This window comes from Alsobacter sp. P4_H11 (assembly GCF_056400925.1).
Genome location: NZ_JBFUKI010000013.1, coordinates 42,048 through 61,540, shown reverse-complemented (window position 1 = coordinate 61,540; position 19,493 = coordinate 42,048). Strand labels below are relative to the sequence as shown.

Sequence of the window (19,493 nt, the reverse complement as noted above, 5' to 3'; positions counted from 1 at the left end):
CGCAAAGATCAGGCGCCCTGCCCTTTTCTATTCAGCGGCGGCCGGAAACAGCCCGTCCTGCGCCTCGCGATGGCCGAATCCGGCGTCCTCCAGCGCTTCGGGCATGGGACCGCCGGTGGCCCAGTCCAGCAACTCCACCGTGTGGACGATCGGGGTGCGCACGCCGCGGTCGGCGAATCCCTTTCCGATCTGCGTCATGCAGCCGATGTTGCCGGTGGCGACGATCTCGGGCCGGGTCTTCTGGATGTTGTCGACCTTGCGCTCGCGCAGCTGCCCGGCGAGCTCCGGCTGGAGAATGTTGTAGGTGCCGGCCGAGCCGCAGCAGATATGCGCCTCGGGCACGTCCTTGACGACAAAGCCCGCGGCCTTGAGCAGCTTCTTGGGCGCGTCCGTGATCTTCTGGCCATGCTGCATCGAGCAGGCCGAATGGTAGGTCACGACGTCGCCGGTGCGGCGCACGGGCGCCTTCCATTCGATGGAGCCGAGATACTCGGTGATGTCCCTGGCGAGCGCCGACACTCGCGCGGCCTTGTCCGCATAGGCGGGGTCCTCGCGGAACATGAAGCCGTAGTCCTTCACGGTGGTGCCGCAGCCCGACGTCGTCACGATGATGGCGTCCAGGCCCTCGCCCTCGATCTCGCGCGTCCAGGCGTCGATCGCGCCCTTGGCCAGCGCGTGGCCCTGCTCGTTGCGGCCCATGTGGTGGACCAGCGCGCCGCAGCAGCCCTCGTCGCGCGGGATAACGACCTCGACGCCATTGCGGTTCAGGATCCGGATGGCGGCGTCGTTGATGGAGGGCTGCAGCACGGGCTGGGCGCAGCCGTTCAGCAGCGCGACGCGGCCGGTGCGCGGCCCCTCGGGGCGAAACACCGTGAGCTTCTCGGCGTCCGAGCGGGCCGGCAGGCGCGACGGGGCGAGCGCCAGCATCGCTCCCATGCGGGCGCCGATGCCCGGGATGCGGCGCAGCAGTGGCGCGAGGGGCTTGGCCAGCATCGCGCCGGCCAAGGCCAGGCGGAAGCGGCCTCGATAAGGCAGGATCGCGGCCAGCAGCGACCGCATGGCGCGGTCGAGCGGCGGGCGCGCGTAGGTGTCCTCGATATAGGAGCGGGCATGGTCGACGAGGTGCATGTAATGCACGCCGGACGGGCAGGTCGTCATGCAGGACAGGCAGGAGAGGCAGCGATCGATGTGCTTCACCACCTGCGGGGTGGCGGGCCTGTCGTTCTCCAGCATGTCCTTGATGAGGTAGATGCGCCCGCGCGGGCTATCCAGCTCGTCGCCGAGCAGGAGGTAGGTCGGGCACGTGGCGGTGCAGAAGCCGCAATGCACGCAGGTGCGCAGGATCTTCTCGGACGTGGCGGTGGCCTGGTCCTTCAGCCGCTCGGGAGCAAAATTGGTCTGCATGATCTGACTTTCAGAGCCCCGCCGTCATTCGGCCGGGGTTGAGGATGCCGGCTGGATCGAAGCTGGCCTTGATCCCGGCCGAAAGCGCGGCGATCGGGGCCGGTTGCGGCTCGAAAACGGAGACGGCGGCGCGAACCTCCGCGGGGGCGCGCACCAGCGTGGCATGGCCCCCGGTTCCCGCGAAGGCGCCCCGGATGGCGGAGGCCCCGGCGTCGCCCGCCGGCGCGGCGGCGATCCACACGAGGCCGCCGCCCCAATCGTAGAAGCTGCGCACCGGCAACGTGCGGTGCAGCGCCGCCATCGCGGCCGCGGCCCTGGATGGCGCGACCGACACGCGCCAGACCGCCGCGTCGCGCGGCTCGGCCAGGAACGACGCGTCGCGGATCTGGCGCCAAAGCGCGGCGGCGGTTTCGCCCTCAATTATGTCGGCTGCGCCGAAGCTCTTCAGCACGGTGCGCAACTCGCCGGCCCGGTAGGCGATGGATTCGCGGAAGCCCTCGAGGCGCAGCAGCGTCTTGGGCACGCGCTCCACGGCGGAGGGCAGGTGCGCGGCGCCGTTCACCTCGAAGGGGGAGCCAAGGCCGGCCGCCATGGCCTCGATGGCGCGGTGGTCGTCCAACCCGTGCAGCACCACCGTCATCACGTGGGCGGGCGCGGGCAGCACCTTGAAGATGACCTCGCTCATCACCCCCAGCGTACCCCAGGAGCCCGCCATCAGCTTCACGAGATCGAGGCCGGTGACGTTCTTCATCACCCGGCCGCCGGACTTCACGATCTCGCCCTTGCCGTTGACGAGGCGCACCCCGATGAGGCTGTCCCGGCAGGCGCCCGCCATGATGCGGCGCGGGCCGGAATTGTTCGACGCCGCCAGCCCGCCCATCGTGGGCTCGCCGCTCGTGCCCAGCAGGCCGCGATAGTCGACGGGCTCGAAGGTGAGCGCCTGGCCCTTTTCGGCGAGCGTGGCCTCGACCTCCCGCAACGGCGTGCCGGCGCGCGCGCCGATCACCATCTCGGAGGGCTCGTAGAGGGTGACGCCCGTCATGCCGCGCGTGGTGAGCGTGCGCTCGGTCTGAAGCGGCCGGCCGAAGCCGTTCTTGGTGCCCGCGCCCTCGACGGCCAAAGGCGTTTTCGCCGCTTGCGCGGCCTTGATGGCCTCCGCGAGTGCGGCTTCGTCGGCGGGCTGGAGAAGGTCGGTCATGCGGGTTGAAACTCAATCGTGGTGCGCCCCTTCTCCCCCGGGAGAAGGTGGCCGCGGAGCGGCCGGATGAGGGTCTGGCGCCGGGCGAGTTGCTGGCTGCCGACCCTATTCGTCGACCGCCAGTCCCTCATCCGGCCCTTCGGGCCACCTTCTCCCGGGGGGAGAAGGGCGCGCCCGCAGGTTGGCGCGTCAAGCCGCCTCGCTGTCGGGGAGCCAGCGGCCTTCCAGGGGGAAGACCTTGGCGGGGTTGAGCAGCCACTGGCGGTCGAACACGGCGCGGACGCGCATCTGCTGCTCGAGGTCGACCTCGGTGAACTGATGGCGCATCAGGTCGCGCTTCTCGATGCCGACGCCGTGCTCGCCCGTGAGGCAGCCGCCGACCTCGACGCAGAGCTTGAGGATGTCGTTGCCGGCCTCCTCGGCCTTGTGGGCCTCCACGGGGTCGTTGACGTTGTACATAATCAGCGGATGGAGGTTGCCGTCGCCGGCGTGGAACACGTTGGCGACGCGAAGATCATAGCTCTTCACGATCTCGTCCATGCGCTTCAACACGTAGGGAAGCTGGCCGGTCGGGATGGTGCCGTCCATGCAGATGTAGTCGGCGATGCGGCCCGTGGCCCCGAAGGCCGATTTGCGGCCCTTCCAGATCGCGGCCGTCTCCATGGCGGACTTGGATTCGCGCACCGTCTGGACGCCGTGCTCCTTGGCGATGTCGACGATGCGCGCCAGCGTGGCGTCCATCTCGGCGTCCGAGCCCTCGACCTCGATGATCAGCAGGGCCTCGGCGTCCATCGGGTAGCCGGCCTTGGCGAAGTCCTCGCAGATCTGGATGGCGGGCTTGTCCATGAACTCCATCGCGACCGGGACGATGCCGGCCGCGATGATGGCGGCCACGCACTCGCCGGCGCTCTCGCTGGACGCGAAGCCGAACAGCACCGGGCGGGCGCCCTCGGCGGCGCGCAGGATGCGCAGGGTCGCCTCCGTGACGACGCCGAGCTGGCCTTCCGAGCCGATCACGAGGCCGAGCAGGTCGTAGCCGGGCGCGTCCAGGGCGTCGCCGCCGATGTCCACGATCGTGCCGTCCAGCAGCACCATGCGGACGCCGAGGATGTTGTTGGTGGTGACGCCGTATTTCAGGCAGTGGGCGCCGCCCGAGTTCATCGCGATGTTGCCCGCGATCGTGCAGGCGAGCTGCGACGAGGGGTCCGGCGCGTAGAAGAAGCCCTCGTAGGACACCGCGCCGCTGACCGCCAGATTGGTGATGCCGGACTGCACCCGCATGGTGCGGTCGCCGAAGTTCACGTCCAGCACGCGGTTCATCTTGGAGACGCCCAGGATGATGGCGTCCTCCTGCGCGATGGCGCCGCCGCACAGCGACGTACCGGCCCCGCGCGGCACGACCTTGACGCCGTGCTGCTTGCAGAACTTCAGCACGGAGGCGACCTCCTCAGTGGTGGAGGGCAGCACCACGGCGAGCGGCAGGCGGCGATAGGCCGTGAGGCCGTCGGTCTCGAACGCGCGACGCTCGTCCTCGGTGGTCACCAGAGCGTCCGGGGCGACGAGGCGCGCGAGGCCGGCGACGATCTCGTCCCGGCGGGCGACCACGCCCGCATCGGGGATCGGAAAAGCGATGCCGCTCATGGGTCCTCCAGGCGTTCCGGCGCAGGGCGGCCGGCTTGAACGCGTGTGTTCAGATTTCAGCATAGCGGATTGCGCGGGGCCTTGCAGGATGCCGCGTCGATCAGGATTATTTCTCCCAGGGCACAAATGTCCATGCCCTTGTGCTTATCTGACGCTGCCGCCCTTCGTCCCTCCAGACCTCGCCTCCCGAGCCTCTTCATGAACACCCTCGCCGATCTCGACATCTTCGCCCGCGTGGTGGCGGCCGGCTCCATGTCCGGCGCGGGGCGGGAGCTCGGCTTTTCGCCCGCCGTGATTTCGAAGCGCATCCGCCGGCTCGAGGAGCGGCTGGGAACGCGGCTGCTGCACCGCACGACCCGGCAGATCGCCCTGACGGAGGCCGGCCAAGGCTTTCACGAGCGGGTCGTCGCCATTCTGGCCAGCGTCGAGGAGGCGGAGGCCTGGGTGTCGCGGCGCTCCTCGGCGGTGCGCGGCGTGCTGCGGGTCTCGGCGCCGACCTCGTTCGGGCGGCTGCACATCGCCCCGCACCTGACGGGCTTCCTGGACGCGCATCCCGAGCTCACCGTCGACCTCGTGTTGTCGGACGCCTTCGTGGACATTGTCGGCGAAGGGTTCGACCTCGCGGTGCGGATCGCAGACCTGCAGGATTCCAGCCTCGTGGCGCGCCGGCTGGCGCCCAACCACCGGGTGCTATGCGCCGCGCCGCAATACCTCGCCGCGCATGGCGTGCCGGAGCGGCTGGTTGATTTGTCGCGGCACCGGCTGCTGGCGCACAACACCGACCAGTGGCGGCTGGATGGGCCGGACGGGCCCGTGACGGTGCGGGTGGAGAGCCCGCTGAAGACCAACTCCAGCGAGGTGGTGCGCGAGTCGGTGATCGCCGGCGCGGGCATCGCGCTGCGGTCGACCTGGGACGTGGGCCCCGAGCTGCGCGACGGCCGGCTCGTGCGGGTGTTGCCGGGGCTGGGCGGCGCGCGCAAGGTCGCGATCCACGCCGTTTATCCCTCGCGCCGGCACCTCGCCCAGAAAGTGCGGGCCTTCATCGACCACTTGGCCGATCTCTACGGCCCGACGCCGCCCTGGGACGAGGGCTTGGCCTTCCTGGCCGGCGCGTAAATGGAGGCCGTGGCGCCGTGACGCCGGAACCACCCGCATGCGGGAGGCGTCTAGCGGGTGCGACCTAGGTTCACTGCAACGACGCCCGCCATCCATGCTATGGCCAAGTTGCAGCCAACGCGGGCATGCGCCTCAAGGGAGATTTCGTCCATGACCAAGTTCACCGTCATCCTCGCCGCCGGCGCGGCGCTCGCGTTGTCGGCCGGTTCGGCCTTTGCGCAGGACGCCGCGGCGGGCGAAAAGGTCTTCCTGAAGTGCAAGGCCTGCCACCAGATCGGCGAAGGCGCCAAGAACGGCGTCGGCCCGCAGCTGAACGGCCTGATCGGCCGCCATTCGGGCGCGGTGGAAGGCTACAGCTACTCCGAGGCCAACAAGAACTCGGGCCTGACCTGGGACGAGGCGACGTTCCGCGAGTACATCAAGAACCCGAAGGCCAAGATCCCGGGCACCAAGATGATCTTCCCGGGCATCCAGGCGCAGGGCGACATCGACAACCTCGTGGCCTACCTGAAGCAGTTCGACGCGACCGGCAAGAAGAGCTGACGCGACGCCGGGGGCGCGGCGGCGCGCTTGAAACGAAGTCGGCGCCGGTGCACTGTCGCGCGCCGGCCGGCCACAAGGCCGCGCTCGTGTTGGAGACGTCCTGAGCCGTGCCCTTGACCGCCCGCCCCCAGCGGCCCCGCGTGGGGCTGTTCGTCACCTGCCTCGTCGACCTGATGCGCCCCTCCGTGGGGTTCGCGGCCGTGAAGCTGCTTGAGGACGCAGGCTGCGTGGTGGAAGTGCCGCGCCAGACCTGCTGCGGCCAGCCCGCCTTCAACTCGGGCGACCGCGACACCGCGCGCGCCCTGGCCGAGCAGGCCATCGACGCGTTCTCGTCGTTTGACTACGTGGTGGCGCCGTCCGGCTCCTGCGCGGGGCAGATCAAGGCGCATTATCCGGAGCTCTTCGCCGGCGACCCCAACATCGCCCGCAAGGCGGACGCGCTGGCGGCCAAGACCTATGAGCTCGTGAGCTTCCTGGTCGACGTGATGGGGGTGACCGAGGTCGACGCCCGGTTCGACGGGACCGTGACCTACCACGACAGCTGCTCGGGCCTGCGCGAGCTGAACGTGAAGCGCCAGCCGCGTCAGCTGCTCGCCACCGTGGAGGGGCTGACGCTCACCGAGATGAAGGAGAACGAAGTCTGCTGCGGCTTCGGCGGGACCTTCGCGGTGAAATATGGCGAGATCTCCAACTCCATCGTCGAGAAGAAGACCGAGGCGATCTCGGCCAGCGGCGCGCATACGGTGCTGGCGGGCGACCTCGGCTGCCTGATGAACATGGCCGGCAAGCTCTCGCGCGAGGGCAAGCCCATCGCGGTGCGCCACGTCGCCGAGGTGCTGGCCGGCATGACGGACGAGCCGCCGATCGGCGCGCCGGACCAGCGGGAGCGCTGACATGACGCTGCACGTCACTTCCCCGCAGTTCAAGGACAACGCCCACCGGGCGCTGCAGGACGAACAGCTCCAGCGCGCCATGGGCAACGTGCGCCAGGGCTTCATCGACAAGCGCGCCGTGGTGGCCGCGAAGCTGCCGGAGTTCGAGGCGCTGCGCGACAGCGCGCGCGACATCAAGAACCACGCGCTGGCGCATCTCGACCTCTATCTCGAGCAGTACGAGAGCAAGGTGACGGCCGCCGGCGGCCACGTGCACTGGGCGCGCACGGCCGAGGAGGCGCGCGGGGCCATCCTGGACATCTGCCGCCGCGTCGGCGCGCGGACGGTCACCAAGGGCAAGAGCATGATCTCGGAGGAGATCGAGCTCAACACCGCCCTGGAGGCGGCCGGCATCCGGCCGGTGGAGACCGACCTCGGCGAGTACATCATCCAGCTGCGCGGCGAGATCCCGTCGCACATCATCGCGCCGGCCGTGCATCTCAACGCCACGCAGGTGGAGAGCGATTTTCGCCGGGTGCACACCCATCTCGATCCCGCCCGCGACCTGTCACAGCCGGTGCAGCTCCTGACCGAGGCGCGCGGCGTGCTGCGCGACCGGTTCCTGGCGGCAGACGTCGGCATCACGGGCGCGAACTTCCTGATCGCCGAGACCGGCACGTCGGTGATCGTCACCAACGAGGGCAATGGCGACCTGACGCAGACCATGCCGAAGGTCCACATCGTGATCGCCTCGCTGGAGAAGATCGTCCCCACGCTTGAGGACGTGTCGCAGATCCTGCGCGTGCTGGCGCGCTCGGCCACCGGCCAGGAGATGAGCGTCTACACGACCTTCTCGACCGGCCCGCGCCGGCCGCAGGACGTGGACGGGCCCGAGGAATACCACGTGGTGATCCTCGACAACGGCCGGTCGTCGATGCTCGGCACGGCGTTCCAGGACATGTTGCGCTGCATCCGCTGCGGCGCCTGCATGAACCATTGTCCGGTGTACCACGCGGTCGGCGGCCACGCGTATGGGTGGGTCTATCCAGGCCCCATGGGCGCGGTGCTGTCGCCCTCGCTGATCGGCGTAGACAAGGCCGGGCACCTGCCCAACGCGTCGACGTTCTGCGGCCGCTGCGAGAGCGTGTGCCCGGTGCGCATCCCGCTGCCCAAGCTGATGCGCCACTGGCGCGACCGCGAGTTCGAGCGCCACCTGCAGCCCGCGACGCTGCGCACCGGCATCGGCTTCTGGGGCTTCTTCGCCCGCCGGCCGCGGCTCTACCGGCTGGCCACAAGCGTGGCGATGCGCGGCCTGGCGCTGCTCGGCCGCACCAAGGGGCGCTTCACGTCGCTGCCGCTGGCCGGCGGCTGGACGGACTTCCGCGACTTCCCGGCCCCGCAGGGCGCGACCTTTCAGGACCAGTGGAAAACCCGCAAGGCGGAGGGCCGCCGGTGACCGCCCGCGACGAGATCTTCGCCACCATCCGCCGCTCGCTCGGCGTGAAGGGCACGGAGGCGCCGCGCCGCCACCTCGTGCAGGAGCGGCTGGAGAGCGCGCCCAAGGGCGCCATCCCGCAGCGCGGGCAGTTGATCGGCGAAGCGCTGATCGACCTGTTCAAGACCCAGGCCGAGGCCGCCATGGCGAGCGTCGTCGAGGTCGACAGCGCCATGGACGCGCCGGCCGCCATCGCGGATTACCTGCGCGCCTCCAACCTGCCCGCCCGCATCAAGATGGGCGACGACCTGCGCCTCGCCGCCATGCCGTGGGGCGACACCGCGCTGGAAGTCAGCAAAGGCCGCAGCGACGGGCAGGACCTCGCCGCCGTGAACCACGCCTTCGCGGGCGTGGCCGAGACCGGAACGCTCACGATGACGTCCGGCCCCGAGAACCCGTCCACGCTCAACCTGCTGCCCGACTACGCGATCGTGGTGCTGCAGGCCAAGGACGTGGTCGGCGACTACGAGACCATGTGGGCCCGCCTTCGCGACGCCTATGGCAAGGGCCAAATGCCCCGCACGGTGAACTGGATCACGGGCCCGTCCCGCTCCGCCGACATCGAGCAAACCCTGCTGCTCGGCGCGCACGGCCCCCGCAGCCTGCACATCGTATTGGTGAAGGGCTGAGGCTTTTCCGCCGCTCGGCCGTCATTGCGAGCCGGAGGCGAAGCAATCCAGCCTAGAAGCCCGGCCATCAGACTGAATTTCTTCGCTCCGCTCGCAATGACGGGAGGTTGGCCGGCCATTCCACCCCCTCGCCGTCATCCCCGGCGACCTGCGCAGCAGGTCGGGAAGGGGATCCAGAGCGAAGGCGCTCACCCCTGGCTCCCCTTCCCGCGCCTTCGGCGCGCCGGGGATGACGGAGAGAGTTGAGTCGGGCAGCAATCCAAAGGCAGCGAGCCGGTTGGGACAGGGCGCCTCAGAATGGCCCAGCCTTCGCCACGGTTGCGTTGGTTCCTGTTAACCAATCCGGTTCACCCTTTGCGACGATTGTCGTGAGTGCGTGTCATGTCTTGCAGCCGCTTGTTCCCCGTTTCGGCATCGTTGCGCGTCGTCCTGTTTTGCGCCACCGCGCTCGGGGCGGATCGGGCGTTCGCGCAGGCCGTGGGGCCGGCCGCGACGCCTTCGCAGGCCGCCGCGCCCGCCGCCGCCGTTTCGGCGCGGCCCTCCGCGCCGCCGGCCACGCGGTTCACCGCGCCGACGCAGCTTGCGCCCCCGGCCGCCTCCGCGGCTGAGGCGGCCGCCGCTCCAGTTCGCGCTCCGGCCCCGACTCAGGTTCAGCCCCCGGCGCCCGTCGCGCAGGCGGTTGCGCCGGTCCAGCCTGCCGCTCCCGCGCCGCTCGCCGCGCCGGCGCCCCTGGGCTCGCCTTCACCCCTGCCGAGCGTGTCCCCTGCCCCGTCGGCGGCCCCCGCGACAGTGGCCGCGGCGCCCAAGCGGCCGGTTGCGCCAGCCGAGGTGAAGATCACGCAGGATCCGAGCCCGAGCTACCACCCTGGCAGCGTCGCGGCGATCCTGGAGGCCGCGCGCGCCTATGGCGAAGCCGCCGAGCGCGGCGGCTGGGCGAGCCTGCCGGAAGGCGGACCCTTGCTGAAGCCCGGCGCCAAGGACCCGGCTATCGCGCTGGTTCGCACCCGGCTCGCCGCCACCAGCGATCTCGCGGCCGACAACGGCTCCGACCAGTACGACCGCGAGATGGCGGCCGCGATGCGGCGCTTCCAGGCGCGGCACGGCCTGCCCGAAACCGGCGTGATCGGCCCCGCCACCATCAAGGCCATGAACGTGCCGGCGGAGCAGCGGCAAAAGCAGCTCCTGTTCTCGGCGCAGCGCCTGCAGAGCGCGAATTTCGCGTTCGGCCCCAAGCACATCGTGGTCAACATCCCGTCCGCCGCCGTGGAAGCGATCGAGAACGGCCAGGTGGTGCGCCGCTACGTCGCCGTGGTGGGCGATCCCGAGCACGCCTCGCCGGTCGTGGAGGCGAAGGTGGGAGCCATCAACTTCCACCCGACCTGGACGGTGCCGGTCAGCATCATCCGCCGGGAGATCATCCCGAAGATGCGCAAGGACCCGACCTACCTCAGCAAGCAGAACATCCGCATTCTGGATGGCCAAGGGCAGGTCGTGGACCCGGCGCGCGTGAACTGGACAAACGAAAGCGCCGTGAACTACACGCTGCGGCAGGACAGCGGAGCATCGAATTCGCTCGGCATCGTGCGCATCCAGATGCCGAACCAGCACGCCGTGTACATGCACGACACGCCGTCGAAGCGCTATTTCGGCCAGGACTTCCGCTTCCTGTCGCATGGCTGCGTGCGGGTCTCTGGCGTGCTGGACCTCGTCACCTGGCTGCTCGCGCCGCAGGGCTGGAGCCGCGAGCAGGTCGACGCCATGGTGGCCTCGGCCGAACGCAAGGACGTGCGCCTGCCGCAGTCCGTGCCGGTGGCCTGGGTCTACATGACGGGCTTCGTCGCCGCCGACGGCGCGGTGAATTTCCGCGACGACGTCTACGGGCTCGACAAGGCCGAGCCGGCCGAGCCGGCCACCACCGCGAGCGTGCTGCGCCGCGAGGCGTCGAGGGGTCAGGCACAGCGGTAGTGTCGGCTTCCCACCCCTGAACGCCGTCATCCCCGGCGACCTGCGCAGCAGGTCGGGAAGGGGATCCTGGGGCCACTTGCCCCATGGTGCACCCAGTCCTCTGGATCCCCTTCCCGGCGCTGCGCGCCGCCGGGGATGACGGAGAGAGTTGGGCTGGTCCTTCGGTTTTCCTCAGCCTGGAAAGTCACATGAGGGTGCACGAACGAAGCGCCTCGCCGTCGTTGCGAGCGGAGCGAAGCAATCCAGGGGGGCGTGCGGCTCGATCTGGCCGGCTCGCGCGCGGCCCCGGCGTCTGGATTGCTTCGCTGCGCTCGCAATGACGGGAGGGTTGTTTTGGGGCAGGGTCGGCGCCGGGCCTCTTCGTCGGGAAGTCAGCGTCGTGCCTCTGCAGAACCGTGTCTGGCCTGATGGGTCGATCGTCGCTGAGGCGTCGCGGGGGACGCTGATGGGCAATCGCGGGGGGCAGATCCATGATCCGGAGACCCGCGCGCTGCCGGGTCCGCGCTGGGCGTCTCGGGCGTGGATCTGTTGCGTGCTCCAGTTCAAGGAGCGGCGCCGGGCGGTGTTCGGCCCGGGCTACACCGAGCTGTTCTTTTGCGATGAGCCGACCGCGCTGGCGGCGGGGCATCGGCCCTGCGTGGAGTGCCGGCGCGCCGAGGCGCATGCTTATCGGGCTGCGCTGGTGCGCGGCCTTGGGCTGGCCGGGACGCCGCTTTTTCCGGAGATCGACCGCTGGCTACATACGGAGCGGCTCGACGGCAGGGCGCAACGCGTCCACGTGCTTTTGGCGGACGCGTTGCCGGACGGCGCGATGGTGCGCGCCGACGGGCGGTTCCTGACGATCCGGGGCGAACAGGCGCTCGCGTGGGGGCCGGGCGGCTATGAATGCGCGCAAGCGCGGCCGACCGGGCCGGCGGAGGTGTTGACGCCGCCCGCCTCGCTCACGGCCCTTGCGGCGGGGTACGCGCCGCGCTGGCATCCGAGCGCGGCGGCGTTGTGACCCACGGGATGGAGGGCGGCGCGCGCCTCTGGTAGCCTCTCCCAAACGGAGACGCCCGATGCATTTCGCCTTCACGGACGAGGAAGAGATGATCCGCGCCGCGGCCGAGCGGATCGCGGCCGAACGGCTCGCACCGCTGGCGGCCCGGCTGGACCGCGGCGAGGGCCGGGACGAGCTGCTCGCCAATCTGAGGCTCCTGGCCGACAACGGCTTCATGGCGCTGAACGTCAGCCCGGATCATGGCGGCGCGGGCGCGGGCACGGTGGCTTTCGCGCTCGCGATCGAGGCGCTGGGCCATGCCTGCGCGGCCACGACAGTGGGGGTCTCGGTCACCAACATGGTGGGCGAGGTGATCCAGGCCGTCGGGTCGGAAGAGCAGAAGCGGCGGCACCTGCCGAAGCTCGCGGACGGGACCTATCCGGCCGGGGCCTTCTGCCTGACCGAGAGCGGCGCGGGCTCCGACCCCGCCGGCATGCGCACCCGGGCGCGGCGGGACGGCGACGGCTACGTGCTGGATGGCTCCAAGATCTACATCTCGTCGGCCGAATATGCGGGCGTGTTCGTGGTGTGGGCCGTGACCGACCCGGACAGGCCAAAGGGCAAGGGCATCTCGTGCTTCCTGGTCGAGGCCGGAACGCCCGGGCTGGTGATCGGCAAGGCCGAGGAGAAGATGGGCCAGCACGGCTCCTCCACCAACACGGTGATCTTCGACGCGTGCCGCGTGCCCGCCTCGGCGCTGATGGGGCGCGAGAATGACGGTTTTCGGATCGCGGTAGGCGAACTGGCGGGCGGGCGCATCGGCGTGGCGGCCCTGTCGCTCGGCATCGCGCGCGCCGCCATGGACGCCGCCAAGGCGCATGCGCGCGACCGGCAGCAGTTCGGCCAGCCGATCGCCGAATTCCAGGGCGTGCAATGGATGATCGCCGACCGGGAGACGGACCTCGAGGCGGCGCGGCTGCTGATCCTGAGCGCGGCGGCCAAGAAGGATCGCGGCGAGCCCTTCGCCAAGGAAGCCTCTATGGCCAAGCTCTTCGCCAGCGAGGCGGCGCACCGGTGCACGGACACGGCGATCCAGCTCCTTGGCGGCGCCGGCTACATCCGCGACTACCCGGTGGAGCGGCTGGCGCGCGACGCGCGGATCACGCGGATCTATGAGGGGACGTCCGAGATCCAGCGCGTGATCATCGCGCGGGAGACGCTGCGGAATTTGTGAAGGGGGGCATCGACGATTGGGCCGTCATCCCCGGCGACCTGCGCAGCGGGTCGGGAAGGGGATCCAGGGGCCGTCTTCGCGGCGCTCGGGAATGATGGGTTTGGTTGTGCGTTTGCCCCTGGATCCCCTTCCCGGCGCTTCGCGCCGCCGGGGATGACGGCGGTAGGACGTTGGGCGGACGTCCGAAGGCGATCCTACGCGTTCCATGCTGCATTGCGATATCGCAGCGCGGCAGTCGGAGTTTCGTCGTAGTGATGGGGTAGCAAAGCCGCCTCTTCCTTAAGGCCGCAGCGAGGGCTCATGAGCACCTATCGCCTTGAAAACCTGTTCGCGCCCCGCTCCGTCGCGCTGGTGGGCGCCAGTCCGCGGGAAGGGTCTCTGGGCCGGGCCGTTCTGCAGAACCTGCTGCGGGCGGGCTTCAAGGGCCCGCTGCACCTCGTGAATCCGCGCCATGCGAGCATCGACGGGGTCGCGTGCGTGGCTTCGCTCTCGGCCATCCCGGAGCCGCCCGACGTGGTCGTGATCGCGGCTCCCAAGGAGGCCGTGCCGGACATCGTGGACGAGGCCGCGCGCCTCGGCGTGTGCGCGGCGATCATCATCACGGCGGGGTTCGACCGGGGGCCGGGCTCGGCCGAGGAGCGCATCGCGGCTTCGGCGCGGCGCACCGGCCTGCGCATCGTCGGGCCGAACTGCATCGGCGTGATCGCGCCGGGGGCGCATTTCGACGCCAGCTTCGCGGCCCGGCCGGCGCTGGCGGGCGACTTGGCGCTGATCTCGCAATCGGGCGCCATCGCGGCGGCGTTGATCGAGTGGGCGGGCAACCGGGGCGTCGGGTTCTCGGGCATCGTATCGCTGGGCGACAAGATCGACGTCGATTTCGGCGACTGCCTCGACCATTTCGCGCAGGACCGCGGGACGCGGGCGATCCTGCTCTATGTGGAATCGATCAACGACGCGCGGAAGTTCATGTCGGCCGCCCGGGCGGCGGCGCGCACCAAGCCGGTCGTGGTGGTGAAATCCGGCCGCCACAAGGCCGCCGCGCAGGCGGCGCGCACCCATACGGGGGCGCTGGCGGGATCGGACGCCGTGTACGAGGCGGCGTTCCGGCGGGCCGGACTGCTGCGGGTGTACGATCTCGACGAGTTGTTCGCCGCAGTGGAGACGCTGTCGCGCGTCGGGCCGTTCAAGGGCGACCGCATCGGCGTGCTCACCAATGGCGGCGGATTGGGCGTGCTGGCGGTGGACCGGATCACGGATCTGGGCGACCAGCTGGCCGTGCTGACGCAGGACACCCTGCAGGCGCTGAACGCCGCCATGCCGGCTGGATGGTCCGGCGGCAACCCGGTCGACATCATCGGCGACGCCGGCGAGAAGCGCTACGCCACCGCGCTGGAGCTGATGCTGAAGGACGACGGCACGGACGCCGTGCTGGTGATGAACTGCCCCACCGCGCTGGTCTCCAGCAAGGCTGCCGCGCAGGCGGTGGCGGATGTGGTGCGGGCGCACCGGGCGTCGAGCTACAAGCCCAAGCCCGTGTTCGCGGTGTGGCTGGGCGACGCGGCGGAGGCCGGCGAGATCTTCGAGAAGGCGCGCATCCCGGCCTATGCGAGCGAGGCGGACGCCGTGCAGGGCATCACGCACCTGATCGCCTACCGCAAGGCGCAGGACCTCATCATGGAGATGCCGCCGAGCCTGCCGGAGGAGTTCTCACCCGACGTCGAGACCGCGCGGTCGCTGGTGCGCGCCGGGCTGGCGCGGGGCGAGCGGTGGCTCGATCCGGTGGCGGTGACGGGCGTGCTGGAGGCCTACCAGATCCCGGTCGCGCCGGTGCGCCGCGCCGCGACGCCTGAGGAGGCGGCCGCCATCGGGGCGACGTTCCTGGCGCAGGGGCATGCGGTGGCGATCAAGATCCTGTCGCAGCAGATCACGCACAAGTCGGACGTCGGCGGCGTGGTGTTGAACCTCGCGACCCCGGCGGCGATCGAGGAGGCGGCGCGGGCCATGCTGGCGCACGTGGCCGAGCTGCGGCCCGACGCCGTGCTGGACGGCGTCACCGTGCAGCCCACCATCCACCGCCCGCGCGGGCGCGAGCTGATCGCCGGACTGGCGGACGACCCCACTTTCGGGCCCATCGTGGCGTTCGGGCGCGGCGGCACGGCCGTGGAGGTGATCAACGACAAGTCGCTGGCTTTGCCGCCGCTCGACATGACGCTGGCGCACACCCTGATGGCGCGCACGCGCGTCTACCGCCTGCTGCAGGGCTATCGCGACGTGCCGCCGGCCGACATGGACGCGGTGGCGCTGACGCTGGTGAAGATCGCGCAGCTCTCGGCAGACGTGCCGGAGATCCGCGAGCTTGATCTCAACCCGCTGATCGCGGACGAAAAAGGCTGCATCGCGCTGGACGCGCGCATCGGCATCGAGCCGGTGCCGGCCACGCTGCGGCGTTCGGCGCTGAACCCGCGCTTCGCCATCAAGCCCTATCCCAAGCAGTGGGAGCGGGCGATGACGCTGAAGGACGACTGGAAGGTCTTCGTGCGCCCGGTGCGGCCCGAGGACGAGCCGCTTTACGTCGAGTTCTTCAAGAAGGTGACGCCGGAGGATCTGCGCCTGCGGTTCTTCGCCAAGGTGAAGGACTTCAGCCACGCCTTCATCGCCCGGCTGACGCAGCTCGACTATTCGCGCGCCATCGCGTTCGCGGCGCTGGAGGTCGAGACCGGCGCGTTGCTGGGCGTGGTGCGCCTGCATGCGGACGCCAACCACGACACCGGCGAATACGCCATCCTGCTGCGCTCGGACCTCAAGGGCCGCGGCCTCGGCTGGGCGCTGATGCGGCTGATGATCGACTACGCCAAGGAGGACGGCATCAAGACCGTCCACGGGCAGGTGCTGCGCGAGAACACCACGATGCTGGCGATGTGCGAGGCCTTGGGCTTCGTCGCCCACGCGGACCCGGACGACCGGGACATCAAGAACGTGGTGCTGGAGCTGGGGCGCATCCAGGCGCAGGCGGCGGAGTAGTTTCGAACCTGGACCGCGCTACTCCGACAGCACCCGCGTCGTCGGGAACGTCACTTCCACCAGCGTGCCGGCGTCCTTGGCTGAGCGGATGGTGAGGGAGGCGCGGTTGGCTTCCACCAGCGCCTTGGTGAGCGGCAGGCCGAGGCCGGTGCCGCCGCGGCGGGTGGCGGAGACCTGGCGGAAGGGCTCCAGGGCGGTCTCGATTTCCTTTTCGCTCATGCCGATGCCGGTGTCGCGCACCCGCAGCGCCACCTCGCCGCGGTCCGTGAAGGCCGTGGAGACGATGACCTGGCCGCCCGGATCGGTGAACTTCACGGCGTTGGACAGGATGTTGAGCACGATCTGGCGCAGCGCGCGCTCGTCCGCCACCACGCGCGGCAGGCGCTGGCTGAGGCTGGTTCGCAGCACGACGCGGCCGGCGCCGGCCTGGGGCTGCATCATCGCGACAGAGCGGCTGACGATCTCGTTGGCGTCGACGCTGATGAAGTTGAGGTCGAACTTGCCGGCCTCGATCTTGGAGAGATCCAGCAGGTCGTTGACCAGGCTGATGACGTGGCCGCCCGAGGCGTGGATGTCGCGCAGATATTCGAGGTAGCGCTCGTTGCCGATGGGGCCGAAGCGCTCCTCGATCATCACCTCGGCGAAGCCGATGATGGCGGAGAGCGGCGTGCGGACCTCGTGGCTGATCTTGGCCAGGAAGTCGGACTTTTGCGCGCTGGCGTGCTCGGCCGCGCGCTTGGCCTCCATGAGGTCCGTCTCGGCCTTTTTCCATGGCGTGATGTCGCGCAGCACCGCGCAGAACTTGCGCTCCGGCGCGTCGCTGATGGCGCCCAGCGTCATGAACAGCGGAATGCGGCCGCCCTGCCGCACCCGGCCGACGACCTCCCGGCCGTCGTTGAGCACGCTGGCGACGCCGTTCGCCTTGAGCCCTTCCAGGTAGTCCAGCGCAAGCGCGTGGCTGTCGGGTGCGAAGAGCGTGATGAAGGTTTCGCCCGCGACCTCGTTCTGGTCGTAGCCGAACAGCGCCTCGCCGGCCTTGTTGACGGACAGGATGCGCCCGGCCTCGTCGATCACGATCACGCCGTCCGTGGCGGTGTCGAGGATGGCGCGCAGCTCGCGCACGTCATTTTGGCGACGCTTGAGGTCGAGCTCGACGGCCTTCAGCTTGGGCAGCGTCTCGGTCTCGACCGCGCGGCGAAACGACATCAGCGTCGCCGGCAGGTCGTCCCACATGATGGTCTGCAGACGCGCGTCCACCGCGATGGTGTCGCCGTCGCGCGCCGTCAGCATCACGGTGGAGCCTTCCGCGTTGGCGGACAGGCTTTCGGCGGGGCGGCCCCGGAACAGGCCGTCGAGCCCGCTCTCACGGTGGAAATCGTCCACCGTCTCGTAGCCGAGCAGATCGAGCAGGGTGCGGTTCATCACGATCGGGACTTCGCCGCGGCTGACGATGACGCCGATCGGCAGGCGGTCGAAGATCGATTCCGCGTGCCGGGCCAGGTCGGAAACCGGCTCGGCGGAGGCGGCGTGCTCCGGCTCGTCGAGCGCCGCCGCCTGCGCGGCCGGATGGTCGTGCTCGGCGACAGCGGTCTCGGGAGCAGGCGCGTCCGCGGCGGCGGCCGGCTGAGACGTAGGCGCAGCCTCTACGTTCAGTTCGAGCTGCTCGGTCTCGGGCTCGGGAGCGTCGATGGGAAACGTGTCGTCGGCCGCCGATGCTTCCGCGCCGGCCACGTCGACGTCGGCGGGAGCGAAGGGCGGCAGGGGCTGCGGCGGTTCGCCGGCGCTCTCCTCGCCCTCGACCCGGGCGCCCAGCGCACGGGCGATCTCGCGGAAGGCGTTGCGCTCGCTGCGGCTGAGGCCGGGGCCGCCCAGCACGCCGGCGGGCGCGCCGACAGGCCCACTGCGCAGCGGCACCACCTTGCCGGTGGCCAGCGTGGCGTGCGCGGAGCCGCGAACCGCGAACGGCAGCACCGGACGCGGCAGCGGCGTCTGGGCGGCTGGAACGACGGGGGCGGCTGGAGCCGCGGGAGCAATGGGCGGCGTGACGGCGGCCGGCGGCGGCTCGACCGGTTCCGGCGGCGGAGCCGCGACGGCGGCGGCCTCGTCAGGGACAGTATCATCTGCGACCGGAGTGGATGCGTCTTGGACCGCAGGCGGCGTATGGGGCTCGTCCGGAGCCGCCTTTTCCGGAGGCGCGGCGTGCTCGACGTGAGGTTCGCTCGCGACGGCAGGGGCGGCCGGGGCGGGCTCGCTCAGGGAAAGGATGTCGCGCTGCAGCGGCGCGGCTGGCTGGGCGGGCGCCACGACGGTGGTCGGCTCCGCGGCCGATGAGACCTCGGCGGGAATCGCCTCCGCGGCGGGCTTTTCGGCGGATTCTTCGGCGGGCGACAAAGCGGCGACTGCGGGCGCTGCTTCGGCGATGCCGGCCATTGGCTGACCGGCGCCGGGGCCGGGTGCGGCAGCGTCATTCGCCAGCGGAGCGAGTTCGTCGAGGTGCACGACGCCGAAGCCGCGATAGCCCTGGAACTCCCGCGCACGGTTGAAGCTGGGCACGCCCGAGAGCGTCACGAGCACGCCGCCTTCGGCCCGCTCCACGGGCCAGATCACGTCCACGCCCGTGAAGGTTTGCCGGCGCGCCAGCGCGGCCGGGAGCGCGCCGTCGCGGTCTTTCGCGCCGAAGGATTGGAGGTCCGCGAACTCGGCCCCGGCTGCCGGCGCATGCGCGCCGACCACGCGGGCGAAATCGGCCGAGATGTCTTCCAGACGCCCTTCCGCGTCCGTCCGCCAGGTGAAGCGCGCCAGCGCGCGGCCATCGAAACGCGCGCGCAGGGCGGCGGCATCCACGAGTGCGGGTTCAGGAGCGGCGGAAGGCGCAGACGCGAAGGCCGGCGGCGGCGAAGCGGCCCGCATGGGCCGGAAGGGCGTGAGGCGCGCGGGGCCGTTCATCGCGATGGCGACGAGCACCGCCTCGCCATTGGCGAGCGTCGCGGGGCGGCACGCGAAGGTGACGAGCTCCACCCGCCTGTTCGCGGTGATGCGCAACCGCTCGAGGCGGACGCCGCCGGCCGGGGCCTGCCCGGCGGCGAGTTCGGCGAAGCGCCGGACGGGGACAAGCGTGGGATCCAGCGTCTGGCGCGCGAGCAAGGCTGGGTCGGCCACGCCAAACAACGCGGCCCCGGCGCCGGTGGCCCAGAGCACGCGATCGCCCGACCCGGAGATCACGACAGCAGCCTGGCCACGCGCTTCCAGAGCGGCCAGTTCCCCATCGATTCCGGCCGAGGCCGCAGACGCGTTCGGATCGGCGCGGTCCGACAAGCTGCTCTCTCCCTTGCGCCGGACTCAATCGGCGCTCATATGCCTAACAATCCCTTAATATAGAGGGCCGGGCCCCCTTGC

At 70.5% G+C, this 19,493-nt stretch carries 13 protein-coding genes; 9 read left to right on the top strand and 4 right to left on the bottom strand.

The annotated features are described in order from the left end of the window. Positions 1-27 precede the first annotated feature (27 nt). The 3 genes from glcF to AC1DSZ_RS20445 all read right to left on the bottom strand — a co-directional run bounded on the left by glcF (position 28) and on the right by AC1DSZ_RS20445 (position 4,243). Positions 28-1,404, bottom strand: a complete 1,377-nt coding sequence (glcF, locus tag AC1DSZ_RS20455) for a glycolate oxidase subunit GlcF (protein WP_476840191.1) — start codon at positions 1,402-1,404, stop codon at positions 28-30. 10 nt (positions 1,405-1,414) lie between these two features. Continuing rightward, complete coding sequence (gene glcE / locus AC1DSZ_RS20450) at positions 1,415-2,602, bottom strand: glycolate oxidase subunit GlcE (protein ID WP_476840190.1); 1,188 nt, start codon at positions 2,600-2,602, stop codon at positions 1,415-1,417. 189 nt (positions 2,603-2,791) lie between these two features. Next, positions 2,792-4,243 (bottom strand): FAD-linked oxidase C-terminal domain-containing protein, encoded by a 1,452-nt coding sequence (locus tag AC1DSZ_RS20445; RefSeq protein ID WP_476840189.1) that lies wholly within the window; start codon positions 4,241-4,243, stop codon positions 2,792-2,794. A 198-nt stretch (positions 4,244-4,441) separates the two neighbouring features. On the opposite strand from AC1DSZ_RS20445, the gene AC1DSZ_RS20440 reads away from it, so the two are divergent. The 9 genes from AC1DSZ_RS20440 (at position 4,442) to AC1DSZ_RS20400 (ending at position 16,097) form a co-directional block, all read left to right on the top strand. Continuing rightward, positions 4,442-5,359 (top strand): LysR family transcriptional regulator, encoded by a 918-nt coding sequence (locus AC1DSZ_RS20440; RefSeq protein ID WP_476840188.1) that lies wholly within the window; start codon positions 4,442-4,444, stop codon positions 5,357-5,359. A gap of 150 nt (positions 5,360-5,509) precedes the next feature. Continuing rightward, entirely contained in the window at positions 5,510-5,902 is a 393-nt protein-coding gene (locus AC1DSZ_RS20435) for a c-type cytochrome (protein WP_476840187.1), read from the top strand. Positions 5,903-6,015: 113 nt separating this feature from the next. Next, positions 6,016-6,795: a (Fe-S)-binding protein gene (locus AC1DSZ_RS20430; RefSeq protein ID WP_476840186.1), complete on the top strand. Its 780-nt coding sequence runs from the start codon at positions 6,016-6,018 to the stop codon at positions 6,793-6,795. Position 6,796: 1 nt separating this feature from the next. Continuing rightward, on the top strand, positions 6,797-8,230 hold the full coding sequence (locus AC1DSZ_RS20425) for a LutB/LldF family L-lactate oxidation iron-sulfur protein (protein WP_476840185.1): 1,434 nt from the start codon (positions 6,797-6,799) through the stop codon (positions 8,228-8,230). Next, on the top strand, positions 8,227-8,898 hold the full coding sequence (locus tag AC1DSZ_RS20420) for a LutC/YkgG family protein (RefSeq protein WP_476840184.1): 672 nt from the start codon (positions 8,227-8,229) through the stop codon (positions 8,896-8,898). Before AC1DSZ_RS20425 ends, AC1DSZ_RS20420 begins: the two co-directional genes overlap by 4 nt. A 381-nt stretch (positions 8,899-9,279) precedes the next feature. Next, on the top strand, positions 9,280-10,863 hold the full coding sequence (locus AC1DSZ_RS20415) for a L,D-transpeptidase family protein (RefSeq protein WP_476840183.1): 1,584 nt from the start codon (positions 9,280-9,282) through the stop codon (positions 10,861-10,863). 532 nt (positions 10,864-11,395) lie between these two features. Beyond that, complete coding sequence (locus AC1DSZ_RS20410; protein ID WP_476840182.1) at positions 11,396-11,863, top strand: hypothetical protein; 468 nt, start codon at positions 11,396-11,398, stop codon at positions 11,861-11,863. A gap of 58 nt (positions 11,864-11,921) precedes the next feature. Beyond that, positions 11,922-13,076, top strand: coding sequence for an acyl-CoA dehydrogenase family protein (locus AC1DSZ_RS20405; RefSeq protein ID WP_476840181.1), 1,155 nt, complete (start codon positions 11,922-11,924; stop codon positions 13,074-13,076). A gap of 300 nt (positions 13,077-13,376) precedes the next feature. Beyond that, the gene (locus AC1DSZ_RS20400) at positions 13,377-16,097 is read left to right on the top strand and encodes a bifunctional acetate--CoA ligase family protein/GNAT family N-acetyltransferase (protein WP_476840180.1); all 2,721 of its coding nucleotides are present in this window, start codon (positions 13,377-13,379) and stop codon (positions 16,095-16,097) included. An 18-nt stretch (positions 16,098-16,115) separates the two neighbouring features. Here the strand turns inward: AC1DSZ_RS20400 and AC1DSZ_RS20395 are convergent, their stop codons facing one another. Beyond that, complete coding sequence (locus tag AC1DSZ_RS20395; protein WP_476840179.1) at positions 16,116-19,412, bottom strand: PAS domain-containing sensor histidine kinase; 3,297 nt, start codon at positions 19,410-19,412, stop codon at positions 16,116-16,118. Positions 19,413-19,493 lie beyond the last annotated feature (81 nt).